General features: G+C 69.2%; 19 protein-coding genes. 9 read left to right on the top strand and 10 right to left on the bottom strand.

Annotation, left to right across the window (positions count from 1 at the left end):
• From MRBLWO14_RS06430 to MRBLWO14_RS06415, 4 genes are all read left to right on the top strand, one after another.
• On the top strand, positions 1–1,305 hold the full coding sequence (locus tag MRBLWO14_RS06430) for a hypothetical protein (protein ID WP_341935625.1): 1,305 nt from the start codon (positions 1–3) through the stop codon (positions 1,303–1,305).
• A 56-nt stretch (positions 1,306–1,361) separates the two neighbouring features.
• Positions 1,362–2,714, top strand: coding sequence for a polysaccharide biosynthesis tyrosine autokinase (locus tag MRBLWO14_RS06425; RefSeq protein ID WP_341935624.1), 1,353 nt, complete (start codon positions 1,362–1,364; stop codon positions 2,712–2,714).
• A gap of 188 nt (positions 2,715–2,902) precedes the next feature.
• Positions 2,903–5,893: a right-handed parallel beta-helix repeat-containing protein gene (locus MRBLWO14_RS06420; RefSeq protein WP_341935623.1), complete on the top strand. Its 2,991-nt coding sequence runs from the start codon at positions 2,903–2,905 to the stop codon at positions 5,891–5,893.
• A gap of 7 nt (positions 5,894–5,900) precedes the next feature.
• Complete coding sequence (locus MRBLWO14_RS06415) at positions 5,901–7,229, top strand: hypothetical protein (RefSeq protein WP_341935622.1); 1,329 nt, start codon at positions 5,901–5,903, stop codon at positions 7,227–7,229.
• Here the strand turns inward: MRBLWO14_RS06415 and MRBLWO14_RS06410 are convergent.
• The 3 genes from MRBLWO14_RS06410 to MRBLWO14_RS06400 are packed head-to-tail and all read right to left on the bottom strand — an operon-like array spanning position 7,226 to position 11,116.
• Positions 7,226–8,383 (bottom strand): glycosyltransferase, encoded by a 1,158-nt coding sequence (locus tag MRBLWO14_RS06410; protein ID WP_341935621.1) that lies wholly within the window; start codon positions 8,381–8,383, stop codon positions 7,226–7,228. The genes MRBLWO14_RS06415 and MRBLWO14_RS06410 overlap by 4 nt on opposite strands.
• Positions 8,380–9,579, bottom strand: coding sequence for a DUF1972 domain-containing protein (locus tag MRBLWO14_RS06405; RefSeq protein ID WP_341935620.1), 1,200 nt, complete (start codon positions 9,577–9,579; stop codon positions 8,380–8,382). The genes MRBLWO14_RS06410 and MRBLWO14_RS06405 overlap by 4 nt, the downstream gene beginning before the upstream one ends.
• A gap of 4 nt (positions 9,580–9,583) precedes the next feature.
• Entirely contained in the window at positions 9,584–11,116 is a 1,533-nt protein-coding gene (locus tag MRBLWO14_RS06400; RefSeq protein WP_341935619.1) for a sugar transferase, read from the bottom strand.
• A 354-nt stretch (positions 11,117–11,470) separates the two neighbouring features.
• On the opposite strand from MRBLWO14_RS06400, the gene MRBLWO14_RS06395 reads away from it, so the two are divergent.
• From MRBLWO14_RS06395 to MRBLWO14_RS06380, 4 genes are all read left to right on the top strand, one after another.
• Positions 11,471–12,616 carry a low temperature requirement protein A gene (locus MRBLWO14_RS06395; RefSeq protein WP_341936172.1) on the top strand — a complete coding sequence of 382 codons (1,146 nt, stop codon included), beginning with the start codon at positions 11,471–11,473 and terminating at the stop codon, positions 12,614–12,616.
• Between the two features lie 87 nt (positions 12,617–12,703).
• Positions 12,704–13,681 carry an intradiol ring-cleavage dioxygenase gene (locus MRBLWO14_RS06390; protein WP_341935618.1) on the top strand — a complete coding sequence of 326 codons (978 nt, stop codon included), beginning with the start codon at positions 12,704–12,706 and terminating at the stop codon, positions 13,679–13,681.
• Between the two features lie 175 nt (positions 13,682–13,856).
• Positions 13,857–14,144, top strand: coding sequence for a hypothetical protein (locus MRBLWO14_RS06385; protein ID WP_341935617.1), 288 nt, complete (start codon positions 13,857–13,859; stop codon positions 14,142–14,144).
• Positions 14,145–14,303: 159 nt separating this feature from the next.
• Complete coding sequence (locus MRBLWO14_RS06380; protein WP_341936171.1) at positions 14,304–15,416, top strand: acyl-CoA desaturase; 1,113 nt, start codon at positions 14,304–14,306, stop codon at positions 15,414–15,416.
• Positions 15,417–15,455: 39 nt separating this feature from the next.
• On the opposite strand, the gene MRBLWO14_RS06375 is transcribed toward MRBLWO14_RS06380, so the two are convergent.
• The 5 genes from MRBLWO14_RS06375 to MRBLWO14_RS06355 all read right to left on the bottom strand — a co-directional run bounded on the left by MRBLWO14_RS06375 (position 15,456) and on the right by MRBLWO14_RS06355 (position 20,325).
• Positions 15,456–16,289, bottom strand: coding sequence for an ABC transporter permease (locus MRBLWO14_RS06375; RefSeq protein WP_341935616.1), 834 nt, complete (start codon positions 16,287–16,289; stop codon positions 15,456–15,458).
• The gene (locus tag MRBLWO14_RS06370) at positions 16,286–17,173 is read right to left on the bottom strand and encodes an ABC transporter ATP-binding protein (protein ID WP_341935615.1); all 888 of its coding nucleotides are present in this window, start codon (positions 17,171–17,173) and stop codon (positions 16,286–16,288) included. The genes MRBLWO14_RS06375 and MRBLWO14_RS06370 overlap by 4 nt, the downstream gene beginning before the upstream one ends.
• Before the next feature lie 114 nt (positions 17,174–17,287).
• Positions 17,288–18,706, bottom strand: a complete 1,419-nt coding sequence (locus MRBLWO14_RS06365; RefSeq protein ID WP_341935614.1) for a cell division initiation protein — start codon at positions 18,704–18,706, stop codon at positions 17,288–17,290.
• A 143-nt stretch (positions 18,707–18,849) separates the two neighbouring features.
• Positions 18,850–19,362 carry a hypothetical protein gene (locus MRBLWO14_RS06360; protein WP_341935613.1) on the bottom strand — a complete coding sequence of 171 codons (513 nt, stop codon included), beginning with the start codon at positions 19,360–19,362 and terminating at the stop codon, positions 18,850–18,852.
• Between the two features lie 42 nt (positions 19,363–19,404).
• A complete protein-coding gene (locus tag MRBLWO14_RS06355) occupies positions 19,405–20,325 on the bottom strand; it encodes an AEC family transporter (RefSeq protein ID WP_341935612.1) in 921 nt (306 codons plus the stop codon).
• 63 nt (positions 20,326–20,388) lie between these two features.
• On the opposite strand from MRBLWO14_RS06355, the gene MRBLWO14_RS06350 reads away from it, so the two are divergent.
• On the top strand, positions 20,389–21,690 hold the full coding sequence (locus MRBLWO14_RS06350; RefSeq protein ID WP_341935611.1) for a VCBS repeat domain-containing M23 family metallopeptidase: 1,302 nt from the start codon (positions 20,389–20,391) through the stop codon (positions 21,688–21,690).
• A 270-nt stretch (positions 21,691–21,960) separates the two neighbouring features.
• Here MRBLWO14_RS06350 and MRBLWO14_RS06345 read toward each other — a convergent pair whose 3' ends face one another.
• The gene (locus MRBLWO14_RS06345) at positions 21,961–22,920 is read right to left on the bottom strand and encodes an SRPBCC family protein (protein WP_341935610.1); all 960 of its coding nucleotides are present in this window, start codon (positions 22,918–22,920) and stop codon (positions 21,961–21,963) included.
• A complete protein-coding gene (locus MRBLWO14_RS06340; protein ID WP_341935609.1) occupies positions 22,917–23,168 on the bottom strand; it encodes a hypothetical protein in 252 nt (83 codons plus the stop codon). The genes MRBLWO14_RS06345 and MRBLWO14_RS06340 overlap by 4 nt, the downstream gene beginning before the upstream one ends.
• Positions 23,169–23,187: the final 19 nt, after the last annotated feature.

Below are 23,187 nucleotides of genomic sequence, written 5' to 3'. Positions count from 1 at the left end.
ATGACCACTGCCGTTCCGATCGTGCTGCTCGCCGTCGGAGCGATCGCCGCGGGAGCCATCGCGGTGCTCCTCTTCCGGATGCTGCCGAGGGCGGCGTTCGCGGTCTGGACGTGCGTGCTCTTCTTCGTCCCGATCTGGGTGGGAGCGAACCTCGGTTTCTACTGGGCGGCGATCACGCTGCTCACGGCTCTGCTGATCGTCGTCAACTGGTCGATCGTGCCGCTGCGCGCGGCCGACGCGTGGGTCGCGTCCTTCGTGCTCGTGGTCGCCGGGCTCTACGGCTTCGGCTCCGTCGACCTCGCGTCGCTCGTCGCGGCGATGCTGGAGTGGATCATCCCCTACATCTGGGGGCGTGTCCTGCTCGCGCGCGTCGACACCGCGTGGGTGACGACCACGATCTCGGTCGTGGCCATCATCGCCGCGGCCCTCGCGGTCGTGGAGTTCGTGACGTCGTTCAACCCCTTCGTGCTGGTGCCGGGCTCGGGAGTCGTGTACGACACGTGGAGCCCCCTCCAGGAGCGCGGCGGTCTGCTGCGCGTCGAGGGGGCGTTCGGTCACTCGATCGCGCTCGGGGCCGCTCTCGCGATGTCGTCAGCGTTCGTCGTCGCCACGCGCTGGCGTCTGCTCCCCAAGATCGCCGGTGTGCTGATCATCGCTGTCGCGACGGTGCTGACCTTCAGTCGTGCGGGGCTCATCACGCTCGTGCTCACGCTCGTGCTCTCGACCTTCCTCATCGCAGGGGTCTCGACGCGGTTCCGCGTCGCCGTCGCCGCCGCGGGTCTGCTGGGCACGGCGATCGTCCTGCCGATCATCGACACCGTGTTCGGCGCAGCGGGTGAGGAGGCGGGCGGCAGCGCCGACTACCGCACCGACCTGCTGGTGCTGCTCGAACAGGTGCAGCCGTTCGGCAACCCCGGCGACTGGGAATCGCTGGTCTCGGGGGACTACTACCTCGGCTACTTCGCCCGGTCCATCGACAACGCGCTCGTGCTCACCCTGCTCCGTTACGGCTGGGTCCCGACGCTGCTGATCATGGCCGCGATCGTGTGCGCGGCGCTGATCGCGGTCCGCCGGTCGACCCGCAACGCCGCGTCCCTCGCAGTCGTCGGACAGCTCCCGAGCCTCGTCGTCGTGGCGCTGATCACGCAGTACAGCATGTTCCTCTGGTTCTGCGTCGGCCTCGCGATCACGTGGGCGAACGACGCGACGCGCGGGGGAGCACGGCATCCTGCATCCGAGTTCCTGACCGAGCCCTCTGCCGTTCCGGCGCTCAGCGCCCCTGCGCGGAGTCATCCACAGCCATGACGGGGGCCGCGTGGGTGTCTCCTCTAGAATCGAAGTCTCAGGGGGAACGGGGAAACATGGGCGAGAGCCGGGTCAGTCTGCGCGTGATCGCGGGCTCGCTGCGCAAGTTCTGGTGGATCATCGTCGCCGGCGCGCTCATCGGCGGCATCGGGTCGTTCGGATACGCCTCGCTGCAGACTCCGCTCTTCCAGGCGACCACCTCGCTCTACTTCGCCCTCAACCAGGGCACCAGCGCCTCCGACCTCAACCAGGGCTCGGCGTACACGCAGAGCCAGATGCTGTCGTTCGCGCAGCTCGCGACGAGCTCCCGCGTGCTCGACCCCGTGATCGAGGAACTCGACCTCGACGTCACGCCGCGTGAGCTCACGCGCTCGATCGAGGTCTCGATCCCGCAGAGCACGGTCACGCTCCGCATCACCGGCATCGCCGACGACAAGGATGCCGCTGCCGACCTCGCGAACGCTGTCGCCGGTCAGCTGATCCTCGTCGTGAAGGACGTCGCGCCGAAGGATCCGCAGGGTGAATCGACCATCAGCGCCGAGATCATCGACGACGCCGTCGCCCCGGAGTTCCAGTTCACACCGAGCAAGCCGCGCGATGCCCTGCTCGGCGCCTTCCTCGGCGGCGTGCTGGGTCTCGCGGTCGCCGTGCTGATCGGCGTGCTCGACACGCGTGTGCGCAACGAGGAGACCCTCGCGCAGTCGGGCGGCGACCCGGTGCTCGGCGTGGTCTCGAAAGACACCCTGCTCGCGACGCGCGGCATCGCGGTGGCGCAGGAGCCGCTGGGGCACACGTCGGAGGAGTTCCGCCGCATCCGCTCGGCTCTCGCATACGCCAACGTCACGTCGCAGGTGAAGGTCCTGCTCGTCACCTCCGGGTCACCGGGGGAGGGCAAGTCGACGGTGTCGGTGAACCTGGCCATGACGCTGGCCGGTCTGCGCAACTCCGTGCTCCTGATCGACGCCGACATGCGGCGGCCTCGGGCGCACGAGCACGCGGGGATCGACGGCTCGATCGGCCTCACGAGCGTGCTGCTCGACGAGGTCGACTTCGAGGTGGCCAAGCACAGTGTCGCCGACAGCACGCTCGACATCCTGCCGGCGGGAACCGTGCCGCCGAATCCGGCCGAGCTGCTGACGTCGTCGCGCATGACGCAGCTGCTCGACTTCGCCGCGACCGAGTACGACTACGTCGTGATCGACTCGCCGCCGACCCTGAGCGTGGCGGACGCCAACCTCTTCGCGACGCAGACCGACGGTGTGATCCTCGTGGTCGATGCGACGAAGACCGGCCGCGCGGCTCTCGCGAAGAGCATCAAGTCGCTCGAGTCGGGCGGTGCCCGCATTCTCGGCACGGTGCTGAACCGGGCTCGCCCCGACCGCCACCGCAGCGAGTACTACAGCGACTGATAGCCGCGCATCCGCGCGGACGAGTCGACTGTGTGCTGGGATACTGCCGGGAAAGCGGCGGGTGAAGTTGTGGAACCTTTACCTGGCCGTTATTCTTCAGGGGTTGCGAGGGGGACTCGCGCTCTGCTGCCGGGGTTAATCTGCGGCGGACGTTGGTGATCGTAGACCCTGCCCCAGAAGACCGCGACATGGCCTCGTACCCGAAGCACGACTCCACTGCCCGTGACCTCTCCGCTGCGCGGACGCCGCTGCGTCGACGCACTCTCGCCGCCGGGCTGAGCGCCCTGATGGGGGTGAGCGCGTTCCTCGCGCTCGCACCCTCCGCCGCCTCCGCCGCCCCGCAGGCGTCCGCCGTGCCCAGCGCTGTCGACGGCACTCCTCTCCTCGACGACGGCATGGACCGCGACGTCGCCTCGGGGTGGGGCGACTCGGCATCCGGCGCCTGGCGCGTCGTGGAGGGCGCATCGAGCGTCTCCGACGGCGAGGCGCTGCTCGCCAGCCGCAAGCCGGGCATCACCGCCCGCGCGACGCTCGACGGGGTCGAGGCGACCGACGTCGACAGCCGCTTCTCGCTCACCGTCCCCACACTGCCCACCGGCGGACCGCTGTACCTCGCGCAGGCCGTGCGCGTCGTCGGCAAGGACGCCTACGGCGTGCGCGTGCGCGTCGAGCCCAAGGGTGCGGCCTATCTGTCGCTCGTGCGTCTCACCGATCTGATGCGGGTGCAGAACGTCGCGGAGCGCCGGCTGCCGTTCACCGTCGAGGCGGGCACCGAGGTCGAGGTCGCTCTCAGCGTCACCGGCACGAATCCGGTGGAGCTCGACGCGAAGGCCTGGGAGGCCGGATCCGCCGAGCCCGCATCCTGGCTCGTATCGCACTCCGACGCCTCCGCATCGCGCATCGAAGGGGCGGGCGGCTACGCCTTCGCCCTCTACACCTCGCGCGGCGCCAAGACGGTCGTGCCCGTCGCGATCGACGACCTCTCGCTCACCACGATGGATGCCGTGGCACCGGCGCCCGTCCCCGAGCCCACGCCGACCGAGCAGGCACCGCAGCCAGAGCCCTCCGAGGAGCCTCAGCCCGAGCCGTCCGAGCAGCCGCAGCCGACGGAGGAGCCCTCGCCTGCTCCGAGCGAGGAGCCGGTGCCCGCACCCACTCCCACGGCGACGGCGACCCCGACGCCCTCGGCGACCTCGAAGCCGACTCCGACTCCGACGGCGACTCCTAAGCCGACGCCGACGGCTACGCCGAAGCCCACCCCCTCGGCGACCCCGAAGCCGACTCCCTCGGCGACCCCGAAGCCGACTCCCTCGGCGACCCCGAAGCCGACTCCGACGGCCACCCCCACCCCGACTCCCACCCCCACCCCCACCCCGACGCCCACCCCCACCCCCACACCGACTCCCACCCCCACCCCCACCCCCACCCCCACCCCGACTCCTGCCCCTGAGCCGCCCGCGCCGACCGGTCCGCAGCCGTCGACCGTGCCCGCGGGGGTGCGCGGGGCCGCCGGCGCCGCCGCACCCGGCTCGATCGCCTACCCGGCACCGGCCACCGCGGTCTACGTCTCGCCTTCGGGCATGGACGGCTCTGCAGGCACCAGCGCCGCGCCGGTCCGGTCGATCGCCGCAGCGCTGCGCATCGTGCCGAACGGTGGCACGATCGTGCTCCGGGGCGGCACCTACCACGAGGAAGTCGTGGTCCCGGGCAGCAAGCGCGTCACCATCCAGCCGGCGCCCAACGAGGCGGTCTGGCTCGACGGCACCCAGAAGGTCACCGGATGGCGAGCCTCCGGCAGCACCTGGGTCGTCAGCGGGTGGAAGACCGATCTCGACTCGAGCCCCACCTACAGCAAGGGGGCGGCCGACAACACCGAAGCCGACTGGCGCTTCATCGATCCGGCGTATCCGATGGCAGCGCACCCGGATCAGCTCTGGATCGACGGCGTGCAGCTCCGCGAGGTCGCCTCGGCCGCCCAGGTCAAGCCCGGGACCTTCTTCGTCGACGACGGCGGTGACCGCCTCATCGTGGGCAGCGATCCCACGGGACGCACGGTCGAGGCGAGCGTCCTCACGCAGGCACTGTCGATCCAGTCCGCCGGCAGTGTCGTGCAGGGGATCGGCGTCCGTCGCTACGCCACCAGCGTGCCCGAGATGGGCACGGTCGTGGCCGCAGCCAAGGACATCACGCTGAACGACGTGACGATCCGCGACAACTCCACCACCGGCTTCTACTCCTGGGCGCCGCGCACCACGCTGACCCGGGTGTCGCTGATCGGCAACGGGATGCTGGGCGGCGGCGCCTCACAGGCCGACGGGCTGAAGGTCGTCGGGATGCTGTCGGTCGGCAACAACTCCGAGCACTTCAATCACGCACCCGTCTCCGGCGCGTTCAAGGTCACGCGGACGCAGGGCGTCTCGGTGATCGACTCCGCCTTCACCGAGAACTACGGTCGCGGACCGTGGTTCGACGAGTCCGTGATCGACATCGTGTTCACGGGGAACGACGTGATCGGCAACACCGGGCACGGCGTGATGGTCGAGCTCTCGGAGAGGGCGATCGTCGCCGACAACGTGATCGCCGCCAACGGCGAGTTCGGTCTCTTCGTCGTGGACTCCGGCAACGTGAAGGTCTGGAACAACACGCTCGCCGGGAACGCCGACCGGAACATCAACATCGCGCAGGACTCGCGTCGCGCCTCCGACCCGAACGCCGCAGGACACGACCCCCGGACGCGCTACGCGCCGCTCGCCGACTGGATCGTGCGAGGCATCGTCGTGTCGAACAACGTGGTCGCGGACAGCGGCGGCAACTGCATGGTCTGCGTGCAGGACTTCTCGCTGCAGTTCACCGGCTCGCAGATGGTGTCGAGCGTCAACGGCAACCTCTACCAGCGCTCGCAGCCCGGCACCCCCCGCTGGTTCTCGGCCTGGTCGCGCGGGTCCGTCTCCCGCGACCCCGCCGTCGCCGACACCCTGCGGCAGTTCACCGCGGCGACCGGTCAGGACCGCCGTTCGGTCGAGGTCAGCGGAGCGCCGGTCGTCGACGCGTACTACACGCTGCTGCCCGCGCAGCAGGGTTCGCAGGCGTCGATCGCGGTCCCCGTGCCCGGCGATGTCGCGTCGGCATCGCGGCTCGACCAGAACGCTACGACACTGGGAGCCCTGCCTCGTCGATGATTGATCTATGAGCTCACTTCTCGCCGTCGGCGCGCGAGCGCTGACGATGGTCATCGCGCTCGTGTGCGGCGTGCTGACCACCCGGATGATCATCGGTGATGCAGGAGTCGACAGCTTCGCGCTCTACACCCTCCTCACCACGATCCCCTCACTGCTCACGTTCACCGACCTCGGCAGCGGGGCGGTGCTCGTGAACGCCGTCGCGACGAGTGACGACGTGCGCTCGGACGAGAAGCTGCGCTACCAACTGACCTCGGTCGGACGAGTGCTGCTGATCTTCGCGGGGTCGGCGATGGCGATCAACACGGTGCTGGTGACGACCGGGGCATGGGAGCTGGTGTTCGGCGAGGCCGGAGGGCGTCCCGGCGCCTCCCTCGCGGCCTTCTACTGCGTGACGATCTTCTGCCTCGGCATCCCGTTGGGCGTGTGGACTCGGATCATGCTCGGCCAGCGCCGCAACCACGTCGTGATCCTCCTGCAGGGTCTCATCTCGCCGCTGACGCTGCTGGGCGTCTGGCTCATGCTGACCTTCGGCGGCGACGACCTGCACTCGTTCGTCGCGATCGCCTCGTTCGCGGCGTCGTTCCTGGTGGGTGTCCTCGGCATCCTGATCACGGCGCGGACCACCTCGCCGCTCATCCCCTCCGCTGCCGGCATGGTGCTGCGGCCCCGCCGGTTCCCCGGCGTGCGCGTCATGGATGTCGGATGGCCCATGCTCGCGCAGATGGTCACGTACCCGATCGCGGTCGGATCGCAGCGGTACATCATCGCGCAGCTCGGCGGACCGACCGATGTCGCCGAGTACGGCGTCGCCGGTCAGGTCTTCTTCGCCCTCAACGGGCTGGTGATGGCGGGCGGGCTCGCGCTGTGGCCGCATTTCGCTCGCTCACGTCACAAGGGCGACCTCACGCGCGGGCCGTTCCTGCTGTCGGCGCTGTTCGCACTCGCGGTGGCCGTGGCGACGGTCATGGTCTGGCTCGTCGGTCCGTGGCTGTTCGGTTTCATCACGCAGGGCGAGCTGACCGTCAGGCCGACGACGATCTTCGCATTCGGGCTGATGATCATGCTGACGGCTGCGGTGTATCCGCTCGGCATGTTCATCATGGACAAGCCGGGCATCCGGTTTCAGGTCATCCCGACGTTGAGCATGGCGGCGCTCGGCATCACGCTGTCGTTCGTGCTCACGCCGATCCTGGGAATCGCCGGACCGCTGATCGGTGTCGCCTTCGCCCTGCTGGTGTGTCAACTGATTCCGTTCACGATCTACATCGTGCGTCACCGGGCGCGCCTCACCGCGGCACCGGCCGACACCCCGACCGCGGACGTCTCGGGCTAGGCGCTCGCCGCGTCGTCGGTCGCGCCGAGCAGGTGCGACCGGATGCTGGCGCGGTACTCCGATGGCGCGTGGCGACGCAGGGCCTCTGCGCGGGACTCGTCGACAGCGTCCACGATGCGGTCCCACCGCTCGCGGAAGTCGGTGAGCGCCGCCGCGATCGCGCGCGCGTCCCCGGCGGGGACCAGTGCTGTCGTCTCGTAGCCGCCGGCCGCCTCTCGGAGTCCGCTGCTGTCGCTCGCGATCACGGGACGCAGAGCCAACACGCCTTCGACGGCGGTGTTGCCGAATGGCTCGTCGACCCGCGAGGGGACGACCAGCACGTCGGCATCCGCGAGGAACGGCCAGATGTCGGGGTGGAACCCCGCGAAGTCGACCTCGACGCCCGCGGAATCCGCCTGGTCGCGCAGTTCCCTCTCGAACCACTCGTAGCCCTCGAACACGGCCCCGAGCAGCGTCAACCGCACGGGCTGGTCGGCCGCACGCAGCTGCGCAGCGGCCTCGATCACGAGGTCGGGACCCTTCCGCGGCGACAGGCGGCCCACGTACAGGACGCGCAGCGGACCGTCGATCGCTCGGCGCGGGGCGGCGGGCTCGTCGGGCGACGCCACGCCGTTGTAGACGACGTGGGACCGCCGCGCGAGGGCGGGCAGGGCGGCACGGAGCGTCTCGAGACTGAACCGACTGTTGACGAGGGTCTGCTGCGAGGCGAGGTGGGGGGAGTAGAGGATGCGGTTGACCAGCCGGTTCCCCGAGGCTTCCGCCTCGTGCACGTGGCTGACCGCGCGCGTACCGCGCAGACGGGCGACGAGAGGCCACTGCGGGATGATGATGGTCGACACGTACACGACGTCCGGGCGCAGGGAGCCGATCAGTCGCCAGGCGGCTCCGAGGCCGCGGAACATGTCGCGGAAGAGCCGGGGCAGTCCTCGCGGTGTGAGCAGCACCTTGCGGAGCACGAGCATCGGGATGACGACGACCTCTGCACCCGCGGCGCGGAGCTCCCGATCGAGGAGTCCTCGGCTCGGGAGCGCGACGACGACGCGGGAGCCGCTCTCGACGAGCGCGATCGCACTCTCGAGCAGCATGCGATCGGAGCCGAACATCTCGGCGCCGGGGTGCACGAGAAGGACGATGCGCCGCGCGTCACCGCTCACGGCGTCGTCCGCTTTGCCGCCGACGACGGCGCCCAGTCCTCGGTGCGGCGCCTGGCGCGCTTGGCCGAAGGGTGGATCGTCGAACGATCGGCGAGGCGTCGGGCGAGGGCCTCGTACTCGTCGGCCACGTCCTCCCAGCGGAAGTGCGTTCGTGCCCGCTCCTGGGCGTTGCGGGCGCGGGTCGCGGTGAGGGCACGGTCGTTCTCCGCCGCGACGACGTGGGCGGCCACATCGTCGGCATCCGCGAAGAACCAGCCGTCGTCGTCGAGCACCTCGCGGTTGAAGGGCACGTCGAAGCCGATCACAGCGGTCGCGGCGCCCATCGCGCGGAGCAGAGACGGGTTCGTCCCCCCGACGGAATGGCCGTGCACGTACGTGAGAGCGTTCGCGTACAGGGCGTCGAGGAGCTCCTGGTCGTAGACGCCGCCGATGAGACGGATACGGTCGTCGCCGTCGGCCAGTCGCTGGATCTCCTGCGTGTACCCGGCGCTGTACGGTGCCGAGCCGACGACGACGAGGGGCAGTGTCGCAGCGCTGTCGCGGTAGCCCTGCACGATCTCCAGCACGTGGTTCTCGGGTTCGAAGCGTGCGACGACCAGGTGGTAGCCGTCCGGTTCGAGGTCGAGTTCGCCCACCCCGCGCGCGGGCGGCTCCTCGAGGATCGGTGCGCCGTAGCGGATGAGCTCGGTGGGTACTCCGAACTGATGCGTGTAGTAGTCGGCGATGCCGGGGGCGTCCGCGATCAGCGCGTCGGCTGTGCGCACGCCGAACTGCTCGGCCCACCGGTAGTAGGCCTTGCCCCGCGGGCCCCACTTCGAGCGGCGCCACTCGAGGCCGTCCATGTGGAGGGCGACACGCGCGCGGCGCAGCCGCAGAAGGGGCAGGAACGGCGAGTTCGCGGCGTTGAACACGAACGTCGCGTCCGGACGCCGACGGAACATCAGGTGCAGCGTCGACAAGCCGGTGTGGCTCAGCGTCTCCACCTGCTTCACGGGCACCGCGGGGAGGTGCACCACGCGCATGCCGAGGTACTCCTTCTCGCGACGCTCCGAGCCTCGGGTGTACACGACGACGTCGTGGCCGCGCTCGGCGAGACGGCGACCGACTTCCTCGATCGCGGTCTCGAATCCTCCATATGCTGCGGGCACCCCCCGCGTCCCCACCATCGCGATGGTGAGGGCGTTCCCCTGGCTCATGGAATCAGTATGCCCCGCTGGGCTGCACCATGACCTTGGCGGTGCGCCACATGATCTGCAGGTCGTTCATGACCGACCAGTTCTCGACGTACCGCAGGTCGAGGCGCACGCTCTCGTCCCACGAGAGGTCGCTGCGTCCGGAGACCTGCCACAGCCCGGTGATGCCGGGCTTGATGTAGAGGCGACGGTAGACCGTGCCGTCGTACGCCGTGACCTCGCTGGGCAGCGGCGGACGCGGTCCGACGACGCTCATGTCGCCGACGAGCACGTTCCAGAACTGGGGGAGCTCGTCGAGCGAGAGCTTGCGCAGGATGCGGCCGACACGCGTCACGCGCGGGTCGTCCTTCATCTTGAACAGCAGGCCGGCGCCTTCGTTCTGCTCCTTGAGTGCGGCGAGCTGCTGCTCGGCATCCGTCTTCATGGACCGGAACTTGACGATGCGGAACGTCCGTCCGTCGCGGCCGACGCGCTCCTGGAAGAAGAAGAGCGGGCCGGGCGAGTCGAGCTTCACGAGCAGCGCGAGGAGCGGCGTGATCAGTGCGATCGGGATGAGCGCGATGGTCGCGACGGCGATGTCGAGTGCGCGCTTCAGCACGTGCTGCCCGCCCTCGTACGACGGGATCTGCACCTGGATGAGCGGCAGGCCCTCGACCGGCGCGAACGAGATTCGCGGACCGGCCACGTCTGTCAGACGGCTCGAGAGCACGAGCTCGGCGGCGGTGCCTTCGAGCTGCCAGCTGAGCTTCTTCACGAAGTCGGGCTCGCCCTCGGGGCGGCTCGCCACGATGATCGTGTCGGCGCCGAGCTCGGCGGCCACCGTCGACACCGTGTTCACGTTGCCGATCACGGGGAAGTGAGCACCCTCGACCTCGACATCGCGCGCGTTGCCGTCGAGCAGTGTGGCACCGACGACCTGGTAGCCGGAGGCCCCGATCGGGTGCAGGGTTCGGACGACGTACTCGACGTCGTCACGGTTGCCGACGACGAGCGTGCGCGAGGCGAACCGCCCCTGCGCACGCTGCGCCGTCAGCCAGTGCCGCCACACCCATCGGGTGATGAGCAGCGCGAGTACGCCGAACGGCAGTCCGACCAGCAGCACGAGCTGCATGGACTCCCAGCCGAGCACGACAGCGACCATGGCGATGATCCCGAACGCCAGTCCGCTGGCGTGCGCGACGCCGCGGTACTCGGTGGCGCTGGCGCGGAACAGCGCTGCATCACGTGTATGCAGAGCGCTGAGCATCAGATACCAGAGCGCAGCCAGCGGGATGCCGTTGCGCAGGGCCTCTTCCCCTGCGACTCCCGACACCAGCTGGATCGCTGCTGTGATCCCGACCGCGAACAGGATGATCCCGGCATCCGAGATCCGCAGTCGCATCCGATAACGCCGCTCCCACTGACGGCGTCGCTCCAGCGTCGCGGACACGCGTGGTGTGACCACCGTGTGCGTGACCGACTTGGTGGCTCGCGGTGCGGCGATCGGCGTGAAGACCGAACCCGTGCGAGAGATGCTCAGAGCATCCTCGACGGAAGTCATGCCGAGGCCTCGTGAGCCGTGAATGTACGCAGAAATCCCCAGTGCGACATGTGTTTCCCCAGTGTTCCCCAGACCAGGGACCCCACGTCCCCAGCATCGTCTGCATACCCGACCCCTCGGGTCCTGCCGCGAACCGTGATCCCACATCACGGGAAGTGCTGGCACCGTCCCACACGGTGCACGCGTACAGCAGGAACTGCAGACTCCGATCACTATAGCGGATGGGGCGCGCGAGAGGAAGATTTTTCACACGTGTGGATGAACCGATATTCCGCCGCTTGCGCCCACTCCGTGATCCGCGCCGATATTCTGACCGCCGTGACAGCCTCCGCGCCTCGATTCCACCTCAGCCGCATGCAGCCGCGCGACCCCGCGCAGCCGCATCGGGCGGCCAGCAGCCTCGAGCTCTTCTTCGACCTCGTCTTCGTCGTCGCCGTCAGCATCACGTCCGCGCAGCTCCACCACGCGCTGAGCCACGGCGACGTCGTGCACGGGATCACGTCGTACGCGATGCTCTTCTTCGCGATCTGGTGGGCCTGGATGAACTTCACCTGGTTCGCCACGTCCTTCGACACCGACGACTGGCTCTACCGCGTCACGACGATCGTGCAGATGGGAGGTGTGCTCGTGCTCGCCGCCGGTGTGCCGGCAGCGTTCGAGCACGGCGACTTCCGGATGCCGGTGCTCGGATACATCGTCATGCGCGTCGCCATGATCGCGCAGTGGCTCCGCGCCTCGCGCGGGGCGGGGGAGCTGCGCGGTGCGACACGCCGTTATGCGGCGGGCATCGCGGCCGTGCAGGTGCTCTGGGTGCTGTTCCTGCTGATCCCGTCCGGCACGCTGCAGCTGATCGCCTTCATCGTCTTCGCTCTCCTCGAGGTCAGCATCCCGGTGTTCGCGGAGTATCGACGGCAGACGCCGTGGCATCCGCATCACATCACCGAGCGCTACGGGCTGTTCACGCTGATCGTGCTGGGCGAGAGCCTCCTCGCCTCCGCGAATGCGATCATCGACGCGAGCCACGAGCTGGAGTCCTTCGTGCCTCTCATCTCCATCTCGGTGCTCACGCTCGTCGTCACCGCGTCGCTGTGGTGGATCTACTTCTGGCCGCCCCACCACCGGGCGATCACGACGTTCGGTCGATCGCTGCGCTACGGCTACACCCACTACCTCGTGTTCGCCGCGGCCGCCGCCTTCTCGGCGGGCATCGAGGTCGAGCTCGACGTGCTGACGGGCGAGAGCCACCTGTCGACCGCCGAGGCATCGCTGACCGTGACGATCCCGATCGCGCTCTTCCTCCTCGCCATCTGGTGGGTCGCGATCCGCGACAACGCAGACCGTGTGGTGAACACGGTCGTTCCTCTCGGCGCGGTGCTGGTGCTGCTCGACCCGGTGCTGCCGATCCCCGTCGCGATCACCGCGGGGGTGATGGCGCTGATCGTCGTGGTGCTCGTGCTCCGGCCGCCGCTCATCCCTCGGGACGGCGAGCGCTCTTCATAGTCGCGCCACAGGTGCACCATAGCCTCCTGATCGACTCCTCCGTGAGCATGGATCCATCGCCGACCCATCCCCTTACAGGAGCCCGACATGAGCCGCATCCCCGAACCCGTCCAGACGCCTGACGGCCCCGCCTACGAGGGGCGACTGCTCGACCGCGTCGACGAGGAGGTCGTCGACCAGGGCGCCGCGTTCGATCTGCGCACCCTCGTGAGCCGTCGCGGCGTCCTGGGCCTCGCAGGCCTCGGCGTCGGCGCCGTCATCCTCGCCGCCTGCGCGCCAGCCACAGGCGGCTCGTCCACCCCGACGGCCACGACAGGGTCCAGCGGCTCCAGTGCCGGGACCGCCGACGGCGAGATCCCCGACGAGACGGCCGGGCCGTATCCGGGCGACGGCTCGAACGGACCGGACGTGCTCGAGGAGTCGGGCATCGTCCGCCAGGACATCAGGTCCTCGATCGACGGATCGGCGACGGCCGACGGCATCCCGCTGACTGTTCGGTTCCAGATCCTCGACCGAGCGAACGGCGGAGTCCCCTTCGCGGGCGTCGCGGTCTACGCGTGGCACTGCACCGCCCAAGGCGAGTACTCGATGTACTCGTCGGGCCTCGAGGACGTCGACTACCTGCGCGGAGTCCAGGTGGCGGATGCCGACGGGTGGGTGTCGTTCTCGTCGATCTTCCCGGGGTGCTACTCGGGCCGCTGGCCGCACATCCACTTCGAGGTGTATCCCGACGTCGACTCCATCACCGACTCCGCGAACGCCATCGCGACCTCCCAGGTGGCCCTGCCGGAGGAGACCTGCTCCACGGTCTACGCGGACGCGCGGTACGACGGCTCCGCGCAGAACCTGGCGCAGACGAGCCTCGCGAGCGACAACGTCTTCGGCGACGATTCCGCCGCGCTGCAGCTCGCGACGATCACCGGAGACGCGGATGCCGGGTACACCGCCGCGCTCGTCGTCTCGGTCGACACGACCACCGCTCCGAGCGCCGGATCGGCGCCGTCCGGCGGGCCGGGCGGCGGCGACGGAGGACCGGGCGGCGGAGGCGAGCCCCCGGCGCGGTGACTCTATCTGCTAGACTGGCGGACGCACCGTGTGACATGGCCACCCTCTGGGCCGCCGCGGCGCCACTGATCAGGGCCATTACGGACCACGCACATCGACGCGCGCGGCATCCGCCCTCGATCGCACGACTTGCGGAGCGCTGACGCGCGCCCGCCACACAGCAATGAGTATCACCATGAGCACGACCACCATCTCCTCCTCCTCCGATCCCCTGACCTGGAAGCAGGCCGACATCGACGTGCACGTCGCCACCCGTGGCGGCGAGTTCGCCGGCTTCGTCGAATTCGACGGCTCGGCGCACGTCACGCACGATCACCGCGGCACCGCGCTCGGCGCGTTCGACTCGCTCGACGCAGCTCGGCACGCGCTCGAGCGCGTCAACGCACCCCAGCGCCGTCCGTCGACCTTCCCTTTCGCTCTGCCCCGAGTGCTGCGTCGGAGGCCGCGCCGCGCCCGGGCCTGACCGCCCTCGGACCGTGCGCTGAGAGACGGTCTGGCAGTGCCCTGGGAAAGCCCGTCGTATGCCGACCACCGCATGCGCACCGGGTTAGCCTGAGGACAGCGATCGGCATCCGCCCTTGGCTTCCACAGCTCAAGGGCTCCCGATCGTCAGGAGAGCATCATCTCCCTCGCACAGGTCGACACGACCAGCACCCTCGGACCGATCCGTCAGACCTACTCGGGCAATGCTGAGTTCCCGCCCATGGCGCAGGCCTACAGGCAGGTGTCGCAGGTCGTCAAGGAGACCGGACTGCTGCAGCGGACGCCGTGGTTCTACGGCCTCGTCGCCGCAGGCGTCGCGGTGGCCCTGGGCGGCGCGATCACCGGTTTCATCCTCCTCGGCGACAGCTGGTTCCAGCTGCTCATCGCCGCCGCGCTCGGTGTCATCCTCACGCAGGTCGCGTTCCTCGCACACGAGGCGGCGCACCGGCAGATCCTCTCGTCGGGCCCGGCGAACTTCCGCCTCGCGCGCATCCTCGCGGCCGGCGTCGTCGGCATCAGCTACGCGTGGTGGGACTCGAAGCACACCCGTCACCACGGCAACCCGAACCAGGTGGGCAAGGACCCCGACATCGAGGTCGACACGATCTCGTTCCTCGAGACGGATGCTGCGAAGTCGCGCGGCCTGGTGCGCATGATCACACGTAAGCAGGGGTGGCTGTTCTTCCCGCTGCTGACGCTCGAGGGACTCAACCTGCACTACCTCGGCATCAAGCACCTCGCGACCGGTCGCAAGGTCAAGGGGCGCTGGACCGAGCTCGCCCTCATCGCCGCGCGTTTCGCCGTCGTGCTGGTCCCGGTGTTCCTGCTGCTCCCGCTCGGCATGGCCTTCGCCTTCATGGGCGTGCAGCTCGCGGTCTTCGGCGTCTACATGGGGGCCTCCTTCGCGCCGAACCACAAGGGGATGCCGATCATCGACCCCGACGCCCGGCTGGACTTCTTCTCGAAGCAGGTGCGGACGTCGCGGAACATCCGCGGCGGGCGCTGGGTGACCTGGCTGATGGGCGGGCTCAACCATCAGGTGGAGCACCACCTCTTCCCGAGCATGCCCCGCCCCCACCTCTCGAAGGCCCGCGAGATCGTGCGCGACTACTGCGAGGCGAACGGCGTCGACTACACCGAGACGAGTCTCGGCCGGTCGTACGCCATCGTGATCGAGTATCTGAACCGCGTCGGCCTCGCCGCCCGCGATCCCTTCGACTGCCCGGCCGCAGCCCAGTTCGGCCGCGCGTAGCGGTTCACCCGAGCCGCGTCGGCGACCCACGCCGCCCCATCAGCCGTTGCGGCGGATCCAGCGGAACGTGGCTCTGCTCAGCACGAGACCGACGACCAGCCAGATCCCGAGCGCGAGGGCCACGGCCCCGAGCTGCCACTCGCCGGCCGGCTCCACGGCCTTGAAGGAGTCCGGCAGGATCGCCGCGCGCATCCCCTGGGCGATCCACTTGAGCGGGAACGCCGCGGCGAGGTTCTGCAGCCACTCCGGCAGCGTCGTGAACGCGATGTAGACACCCGAGATGAACTGCAGCAGCAGCACGACCGGGATGACGACGGCCGACGCGGTCTTCCCCGAGCGGGGGACCGACGAGAGCGCGATACCGAGCAACGCGCACGTCAGCAGCCCGAGGGCGAACACCCAGGCGAAGCGCGCCCAGTGCTCGGCATCCGTCGGCAGGTCGACGTCGTAGAGCACGACCGCCACGATCAGCAGCAGCCCGATCTGCAGCACTGCCGTGACCACGACCTCGCCGAGCTTGCCGATGAAGTACGTCACCGGGGAGATGGGGGCGCTGCCGAGACGCTTCAGGGTGCCGTCGCTCTTCTCGACGGCGATCTCGATCGACAGGCCCTGCACACCGGACAGGAAGATGCCGCCGGCGATCAGGCCGGGCAGGTAGTAGGTCGCCATACTGACCGTGTCGGCACCCTGACCGATGTCACCCGTGAAGATCGTCGCGAAGATGAGGTACATCACGGTCGGGAAGAGGAAGGTGAAGAACACCTGGTCACCGGCGCGGAAGTACTGCCGGAGCTCGAAGCCGATGCGCCGGAGGCCGAGTCGCACCGTGCGTGCGAGGCCGAATCGGGGGGATGCCGTGGCGATGGTCATGCCCGCTCCTTGACGTCGAGGTGGAGGTCGTCGTCCGCTGCGCCGTGCTCGCGGATGAGGTCGAGGTACACGTCCTCGAGGGTGGGGCGCACGACCTCGAGGTCGCGGGGCTCGCCGCCGCGCGCCTGCAGGTCGGCGACGAGCGCGCCCGGCTCATGCGTGCGCTCGGCCTGACGGTTTCCCTCGCCGTCGATCCACCGCACGACGGGCACGCGTGCCTCCGCCCCGCCGATCTCGTCGATCGCGCCGATGTCGGCGATGCGACCGTTGACGATGACCGCGGCGCGATCGCCGAGCTGGGCCGCCTCATCGAGGTAATGGGTCGTGAGGAGGATGCTCGTCCCCTCGGCCTTCAGCGAGCGGATGAGGTCCCAGAACTGCCGTCGCGCCTCGGGGTCGAAGCCGGTCGTCGGCTCGTCGAGGAACAGCAGTTCGGGGCGGCCGATGATGCCGAGGGCGACGTCGAGGCGGCGCTGCTGGCCACCGGAGAGCCGCCCGGCCCGGGAGCGCTGCTTCTGCTCGAGGCCGACCGCCGCGATGACGTCGTCCACCGGGCGCGGGTTCGGGTAGTACCCGGCGAACTCGGTCAGAAGCTCGCGCACGGTGAAGGTGCCCGCCTCTCCCGACGACTGCAGCACGATGCCGAGGCGCGCCTTCCATTCCAGCCCACCGCGCTGCGGATCGACCCCGAGCACCCGCACCTCGCCGGAGGTACGGTGACGGTATCCCTCCAGGATCTCGATCGTGGTGGACTTGCCGGCCCCGTTCGGGCCGAGGAGCGCGAACGTCTCGCCTCGGCGGATGTCGAAGCTGATGCCGTCGACGGCCGTGAATCCGCCGTACGACTTCCGCAGATCCTCGACCTCGATCACGCTCTCTGTCATGAGTCCAGAGTGCCCGGTCGCGGACGTCGGCGATAGTCGACACGGTTCGCTGCTCCGGAGACGCGGGAGGGGCGTGAGCAGAAGCCCGCTCACGCCCCTCTCAGAGTCCGATGGTCAGCGCGAGGCCTTCTCGTCGCTCTCCACGACCTCGATCGTGATCTTGCCGTCGATCGTCGCGTCGTCCTCGTCGAGGATCTCGTCGTCGAGCGCCTCATCGCCGCGGAACTCTTCGACGGGCTCCGGCACCTCGGCGATCAGCTCGACGTCGGCGGATTCGTCGGCGTCGGCGGCGTCAGCGTCAGAACCAGCGGACGGGACCGCCGGCGCCGCGGATGTCGCCGCGTGCTCGTCGCTGAAGATGCCGTCGGGGCGGATCAGCTCGCGCACCTCGGCCATGAAGCTGGCGAGCTGCTGCTGCTGCCAGCGCAGCTGACGGGCGTGGTCCTCGGCATCCCGCAGCACCGTCGAGGTGTGCTGCGTGACGGAGTCGACGATCTTCTGCGACTTCGCGCGCGCACGGTCGAGGGTGTCGCGCGCGCGCACCTGCGCGTCGGCCTCGATGGTCTGCGCCTGCGAGCGCATCAGCCGCTCGTAGTCGTCGGCCTTCGCCGAGATCCGCTGCGCGTGCTCGAGCGAGGCGGTGACCTGCTCGTTCGCGTCGGTCGTGATGCGTTCGGCGTGCGAGACGGCCTGGTTGTGCAGCACCAGGAACTCCTGCTGCGCATCGTCCTGACGACGGGTCAGCGTCTCTTCGAACTCGAGGACGCGGGCGTTCATCTCGCGCACCTCGCGCTCGGCATCCGCGCGCAGCTGCGTCGTCTCGCGCGTGACGAGCGAGCGCAGAGCCGCGGCGCCCTTCTCGGCCTCGGTGCGGATGGCGGTCGCCTCCTGCGAGGCCTGGTGCACCTTCTCGGCGGCGTGGGCGGCCTCGCGCTCGAGAGTCGCCTGGTGCGCGGTGTACTCGGTGTCGATCTTCAGGCGGACCTGGTCGGCGTCGTGCTGCGCCTGCGCGATGATGCGCGCCACGTCGGCGTCGGCCTCGGCGCGCTGCGTCGTGACCTCCTCGCGGGCGGCGGCCATCAGGCGGTCGGCCTGCACGGCGGCGTTCTGGATGAGCACGTTGGCCTGCTCTTCGGCGACCCGCAGGATCGCCTCGAACTGCTCGCGCGACGGCGCTTCGACGCCCTCGGCGCGAGGTGCGTCGACGAGCTCGTTGGTGAGGGTGGTGATCTGCTGCTCGGCGTCTGCGGCCTGCGCCTTCGCGGCGGCGAGCTCGGCCTCGAGAGCCTCGCGCGCGGTGCGCTCCTCGTCCTTCACCGCCTCGACGGTGTCTTCGTGGCGCGCCTCGGCGTCGGCGAGGTCGGCCTTCGCCTGCTGCAGCTGGTTGCGCAGCGCGCTGAGCGCGGCATCCACCTCCGCCTTGTCGTAGCCGCGGAACGAGGCCGTGAAGCCGCCGCTCTGCTCGCGCGGGGCGTCTTCGATGAGCTTGTCGAAGAAGTCGGGAGTGCGGTCGTTCTGAGGGGAGTCAGTCATGGTCAGCCTTTCTGGCGCATGTCACAGGGACCGGGGTCTGCGATGTGGCGAGATGTCGGATGCCGAGGGCCGAGCGGGCGCATCGACGACTCAGCACAGCCTAGTTGCGTCGGCTCCGATTCGTGCACCCGTTTCCCCAGGCTTCAGTCGGTCAACCGCCATATCGGTCCGGGGTCCTCACTGCGCTCGAACCGCGAGGGAACGGGCGGTGTCGAGTACGTGATCCCGTGGTCGGATGCCGCATCGACCACGCCGCTGCGCAGGTCGGTCCAGAACCCGGCGGTGTTGGGGCGGCCGAGGTACTCCCGGAACTCCTCGACCCGCAGTCGGGCGCCGGCGGGGCCGGGGACGAGTCGTGCGATCGCGTCGTCCGGCTCCACGAAGCGGATGCCGTAGACGCCGTCTCCGAGGATCGTGAACTTGCGCGGCTCACGCTGCACGACCCCGTCGACGAGCCGCTGGGCCGCCTGCGGGTCGGTGCGCAGCTCGACGGCCGTGCCGAGGGTGTCCAGGATGGCGAGCAGCTGGTCCTCCTCGAAGCGCCGCCCGGCTCGGCGGCCGCGTTCGCCCGAGGAGCGGCGGATCCAGCGGGGGAGCACCATCGCGAGCACGACGATGACCGCGACGAGCGCGATGAGGAGGAGCGGGTTGTCCACGACCACCAACCTACGACGCGCCGAGATCGGGCGCCGGGGCGATCATCCGAGCACCGCCATGATGAGCACGAGCACCGGGAGGCATCCGATCGTTGTGAGGAACACGGTGTCGCGCGAGATCGATTCGCCGACGTCGTACCGCTGCGAGTAGTTGAAGACGTTCTGCGCGGTCGGCAGGGCGGCGAGGATCACGACGATCAGCACCTCGTGCGCGGAGAGTCGGAACACGAACTCCGCCACGACCCACGCGATGACGGGCATCGCGAGGAGCTTCAGCACCGAGGCGAGGACCACGTCACGGCGGTGCCCCCGCGCTCCCAGCACGCGCTGACCGTGCAGCGAGATGCCGTAGCTGATGAGCAGCACCGGGACCGCGGCGTCGGCGATGAGCTGTGCGGGCTGCATCACGAGCGGCGGCAGGGAGAGGTCGAACACCGACACCAGGGTGCCCAGCAGCGAGCCGATGATGATGGGGTTCGTCGCCGTGCGCCGCAGCGTCTTGAGGAAAGAGGCGGAGTCGCTCGTGACCGCGTCGAGGATCGACAGCGACACCGGGGTGAAGACGAGCAGCTGCATCAGCACGACGGGCGCCGGATACGCGGCGCTGCCGAGCAGGTAGAGGGACAGGGGGATGCCGATGTTGTTCGAGTTGACCTGTCCGGCGGCCAGGGCGCCGATCAGGGTCTCGCCCACGGGGCGCCGCCACCACAGGCGTGCGACGAGCGTGTAGACGGCGATGATCGCGACGGCCGCGATCGCGGAGACGGGGAGCAGCGACGAGAACAGCATCGTCGCATCGGCCTGCGCCAGCACGGTGAAGAGGAGGAACGGCGAGAGGACGAAGAAGATCAGCCGCCCGAGGACGTGCCGTGCGTGCGGTCCGAGCAGATCGATGCGTCCGATGACCCACCCGAGGGCGATCGCGACGCCCACCACGGCGAATCCGGTGAGCGTATCGAGCATTCTTCGAGCGTAGCGAGGCGGGTCGAGGAGCGGGAATGCCAGCTGTTCCGTACGTTTGTACTCATGAATCAATCGATCCGCCTGTCCGGCTCATCCGCCAGCCGGTCGAGGCGGATCATCGCTTCGATCGTCACCGCCCTCGTCCTGGTCGCGGTTGCGGCTGTTCCTGGGGCGCCCGCAGAGGCGGCGGAGATGTTCGTGACCCCGGTGAGCGGGCGCGTGAGCGACACCGTGAACGGATGCCCTGCGGGCACTCGCCCTACCCATCAGGGCGTCGACATCAACCAGAACTCCAATGCGGGCGTCTACTCCGCGGCGTCGGGCACCGTGACGACGGCTGTGAACTCGAACGCGACGACCGGGTACGGCAGTCAGATCGTCATCACTCACGCGAACGGCTATACGACCAGGTACGCCCATCTCGTCTACGGGTCGGTGACCCTCACCGTCGGCACCGCCGTCGCTCAAGGGTCGCTGATCGGGATCGTCGGGAGCACCGGCCAGAGCACGGGGCCGCACCTGCACTTCGAGATCTATCGCGGCAGCGACAACGTCACGAACACGTACTTCTACTGCGGTCAGGGTAATGTCACCGCCCTCACCTGGCTCACGATCAAGACCTTCCCCGTGAACGCGGACATCAGCGGCGACTCGTACGCTGATCTGCTCGCCGTGTCTCATGCCGGTCAGATGATCCTGTACGGAAGCAACGGGAAGGGCGGGTGGGGGACCGTGCCGTTCGGCTACGGGTGGGCGACCACCAGATCGATCATCCGCGGCGACTTCGATGGCGACGGGCGCGGCGACATCATGGCGATCCGTGCGGACGGCACGCTGTGGTTCTACCGCAACCTCGGCGGGTACGCATTTCACGCCACCCAGGTCGGCTGGGGGTGGGATTCATTGCGACTGGTCTCCGGCGGTGCCGACTTCGACGGCGATCGTCGTGCCGACATCGTCGCCGTCGGAGCCGACCAGCGTCTCTATCTGTATTCCGGGAACGGTGCAGGAGGTTTCGCGTCGGTCGCCCCGATCGGTCAGGGATGGGACGGCATCGATACGATCGTGGCCGGAGACTTCGTCGTCGATGGTCGGGGAGATGTGCTCGCTCGTGACACCGCCGGACGCCTCTTCCTCTTCCGCGGGGACGGCTCCGGCGTGACGTCCGCAGTGCAGGTGGGGAACGGCTGGAGCGGGATGACGGCCATAACGGGTGGCTCCGACTACACATCGGACGGGTACGCGGACGTGATCGCTCGGGACTCGGTCGGCGACCTGTGGATCTATCCGTGGCTTGGCTCGACGTATTTCGGCACGCCCATGAAGGTCGGCAACGGGTGGAACATGCACCGACTCATCCAGTGAGGTCGCTATCAAACCGCAACCTCCGCGTCAATGGTTCGGCCCTCATGAGCGGGGATCCGACGGCATCCGTACGCTGGCAGTACAACGAGCCGCAAGCATGCCGCTCCGCGTCGGTCGGCCCAGTCGGCGCTTTCGGGTTTCTCTCGGTCTCGAGCGCACTGCGGGGGTGGGTGCGCTTGCGGACCTTCTCATCGGCTGCTCCGGTCCTCCGTAATCGGGTACGGGGGACCGGAACCCCTCCTCCGTCGTCGGCCGCGATCTGGGAGCCGCTCAGCGGAACACTCGCGTGATCCCGCTGCCGATCTGGGTCAGCTGCGTGTAGAGAAGCACCCGGAAGACCGGTCGGAGCAGGAACGAGCGCAGTCTGTTCGGGCGCCGGGTCGGGTCGCGGTCCCAGGCGAGGGTGATGCGCACCTGCGTGCCGCCGGCCGCCGGCTCGCAGCGGAAGCCCACCGTGCGCGTGTTCGCGTGCTCCGCGTCGGGGTAGGAGAAGCGCCAAGCCGGGCCGGCCGCAGAGGCGGACTGCTGGATCAGCTGCCGGTGGAAGCCGTCTCTGATCTCCACGGGCCTGCCGTCCGGATGCGCCGACGTCGATCGGCCCTCCCACCGGTTGTCCGTCAGCGCGACGGACTCGATGCTCGGCTCCCATTCCGGGATCCTCGCCGGATCCGCGACGAACGCCTCGACCTCGACGGGTGGTGCGGGGACGAACACGTCGTGTACTTTCCGCAGGATCTCGGATGCCGCGGCGGTGGCCGCGTCGGGGAGGTTCTCGGCCTGGTCCATGGCGGCGGTGATCTCCGGTTTCGTGACGCCGAGCTGGGCGAGCAGCGCGTCGATGGTTCCGCTCGGTTCCTCGAGCAGCGACCGGAGCACGGCGATCGAGCTGCCGTCGCGTCCGCGCGTGTTCGCGAGGTTGAGCACCGCGAGGGCCTGCGGGGTCCAGTCGTACCCCGCCGTCTCGTGGAAGACGATGCGCGACGGCTCGTGGCTGACGTCGACGCCGAGTGCGGCGAGCTGAGTCGCACGCTCCTGGTCGATGGCGTCGCGCACCCGGTCGAGGCCGAGTCCGAGGCTGCGCAGCACCTGACCGCCGAGGTCGGCGTCAAGGGTGAGCGCGAGCAGGAGGTGTTCGACTTCGGCGTCGCGCGTGCCGTAGCGCGAGGCCTCCTCCATCGCAGCGAGCGACAGCGTGTGCGCGGTGGCGGCGGCGCGCGTCAGTTTGCTCACGAGTTCCTCCGGGGAACGGGGATGGCGGGGTCGATGCGCCGCGCGTGCTTCTTGTGCACGGCCTGGCGAGTGACGCCGAGGGCATCGGCCACGTCCTGCCAGGTCATCCCGGCGCGCAGCCCCGCCTCCACCTGGGCGAGCTCCCAGATGTCGGTGAGGCGTCGCAGTGTCGCGATGGCCCGCAGGCCGGCGCGGGGGTCGCTGGTGCTGGCGGCGATGGTCGCCACGTCGACGGATTCGGATCCCATGCCGTCAACCTACGTTGCT

Origin of the sequence: Microbacterium sp. LWO14-1.2, from assembly GCF_038397715.1 — a bacterium.
Taxonomy (GTDB): domain Bacteria; phylum Actinomycetota; class Actinomycetes; order Actinomycetales; family Microbacteriaceae; genus Microbacterium.
Note: the sequence above shows the minus strand (reverse complement) of the source record. Positions and strands in the feature narration are given on the sequence as shown.

Excerpts from the sequence above, each read along its gene's own strand:
- MRBLWO14_RS06430 (WP_341935625.1), top strand. The coding sequence starts at position 1 with ATGACCACTGCCGTTCCGATCGTGCTGCTCGCCGTCGGAGCGATCGCC.
- MRBLWO14_RS06425 (WP_341935624.1), top strand. The coding sequence starts at position 1,362 with ATGGGCGAGAGCCGGGTCAGTCTGCGCGTGATCGCGGGCTCGCTGCGC.
- MRBLWO14_RS06420 (WP_341935623.1), top strand. The coding sequence starts at position 2,903 with ATGGCCTCGTACCCGAAGCACGACTCCACTGCCCGTGACCTCTCCGCT.
- MRBLWO14_RS06415 (WP_341935622.1), top strand. The coding sequence starts at position 5,901 with ATGAGCTCACTTCTCGCCGTCGGCGCGCGAGCGCTGACGATGGTCATC.
- MRBLWO14_RS06405 (WP_341935620.1), bottom strand. The coding sequence starts at position 9,579 with ATGAGCCAGGGGAACGCCCTCACCATCGCGATGGTGGGGACGCGGGGG.
- MRBLWO14_RS06400 (WP_341935619.1), bottom strand. The coding sequence starts at position 11,116 with ATGACTTCCGTCGAGGATGCTCTGAGCATCTCTCGCACGGGTTCGGTC.
- MRBLWO14_RS06395 (WP_341936172.1), top strand. The coding sequence starts at position 11,471 with ATGCAGCCGCGCGACCCCGCGCAGCCGCATCGGGCGGCCAGCAGCCTC.
- MRBLWO14_RS06390 (WP_341935618.1), top strand. The coding sequence starts at position 12,704 with ATGAGCCGCATCCCCGAACCCGTCCAGACGCCTGACGGCCCCGCCTAC.
- MRBLWO14_RS06385 (WP_341935617.1), top strand. The coding sequence starts at position 13,857 with ATGAGCACGACCACCATCTCCTCCTCCTCCGATCCCCTGACCTGGAAG.
- MRBLWO14_RS06375 (WP_341935616.1), bottom strand. The coding sequence starts at position 16,289 with ATGACCATCGCCACGGCATCCCCCCGATTCGGCCTCGCACGCACGGTG.
- MRBLWO14_RS06370 (WP_341935615.1), bottom strand. The coding sequence starts at position 17,173 with ATGACAGAGAGCGTGATCGAGGTCGAGGATCTGCGGAAGTCGTACGGC.
- MRBLWO14_RS06365 (WP_341935614.1), bottom strand. The coding sequence starts at position 18,706 with ATGACTGACTCCCCTCAGAACGACCGCACTCCCGACTTCTTCGACAAG.
- MRBLWO14_RS06355 (WP_341935612.1), bottom strand. The coding sequence starts at position 20,325 with ATGCTCGATACGCTCACCGGATTCGCCGTGGTGGGCGTCGCGATCGCC.
- MRBLWO14_RS06350 (WP_341935611.1), top strand. The coding sequence starts at position 20,389 with ATGAATCAATCGATCCGCCTGTCCGGCTCATCCGCCAGCCGGTCGAGG.
- MRBLWO14_RS06340 (WP_341935609.1), bottom strand. The coding sequence starts at position 23,168 with ATGGGATCCGAATCCGTCGACGTGGCGACCATCGCCGCCAGCACCAGC.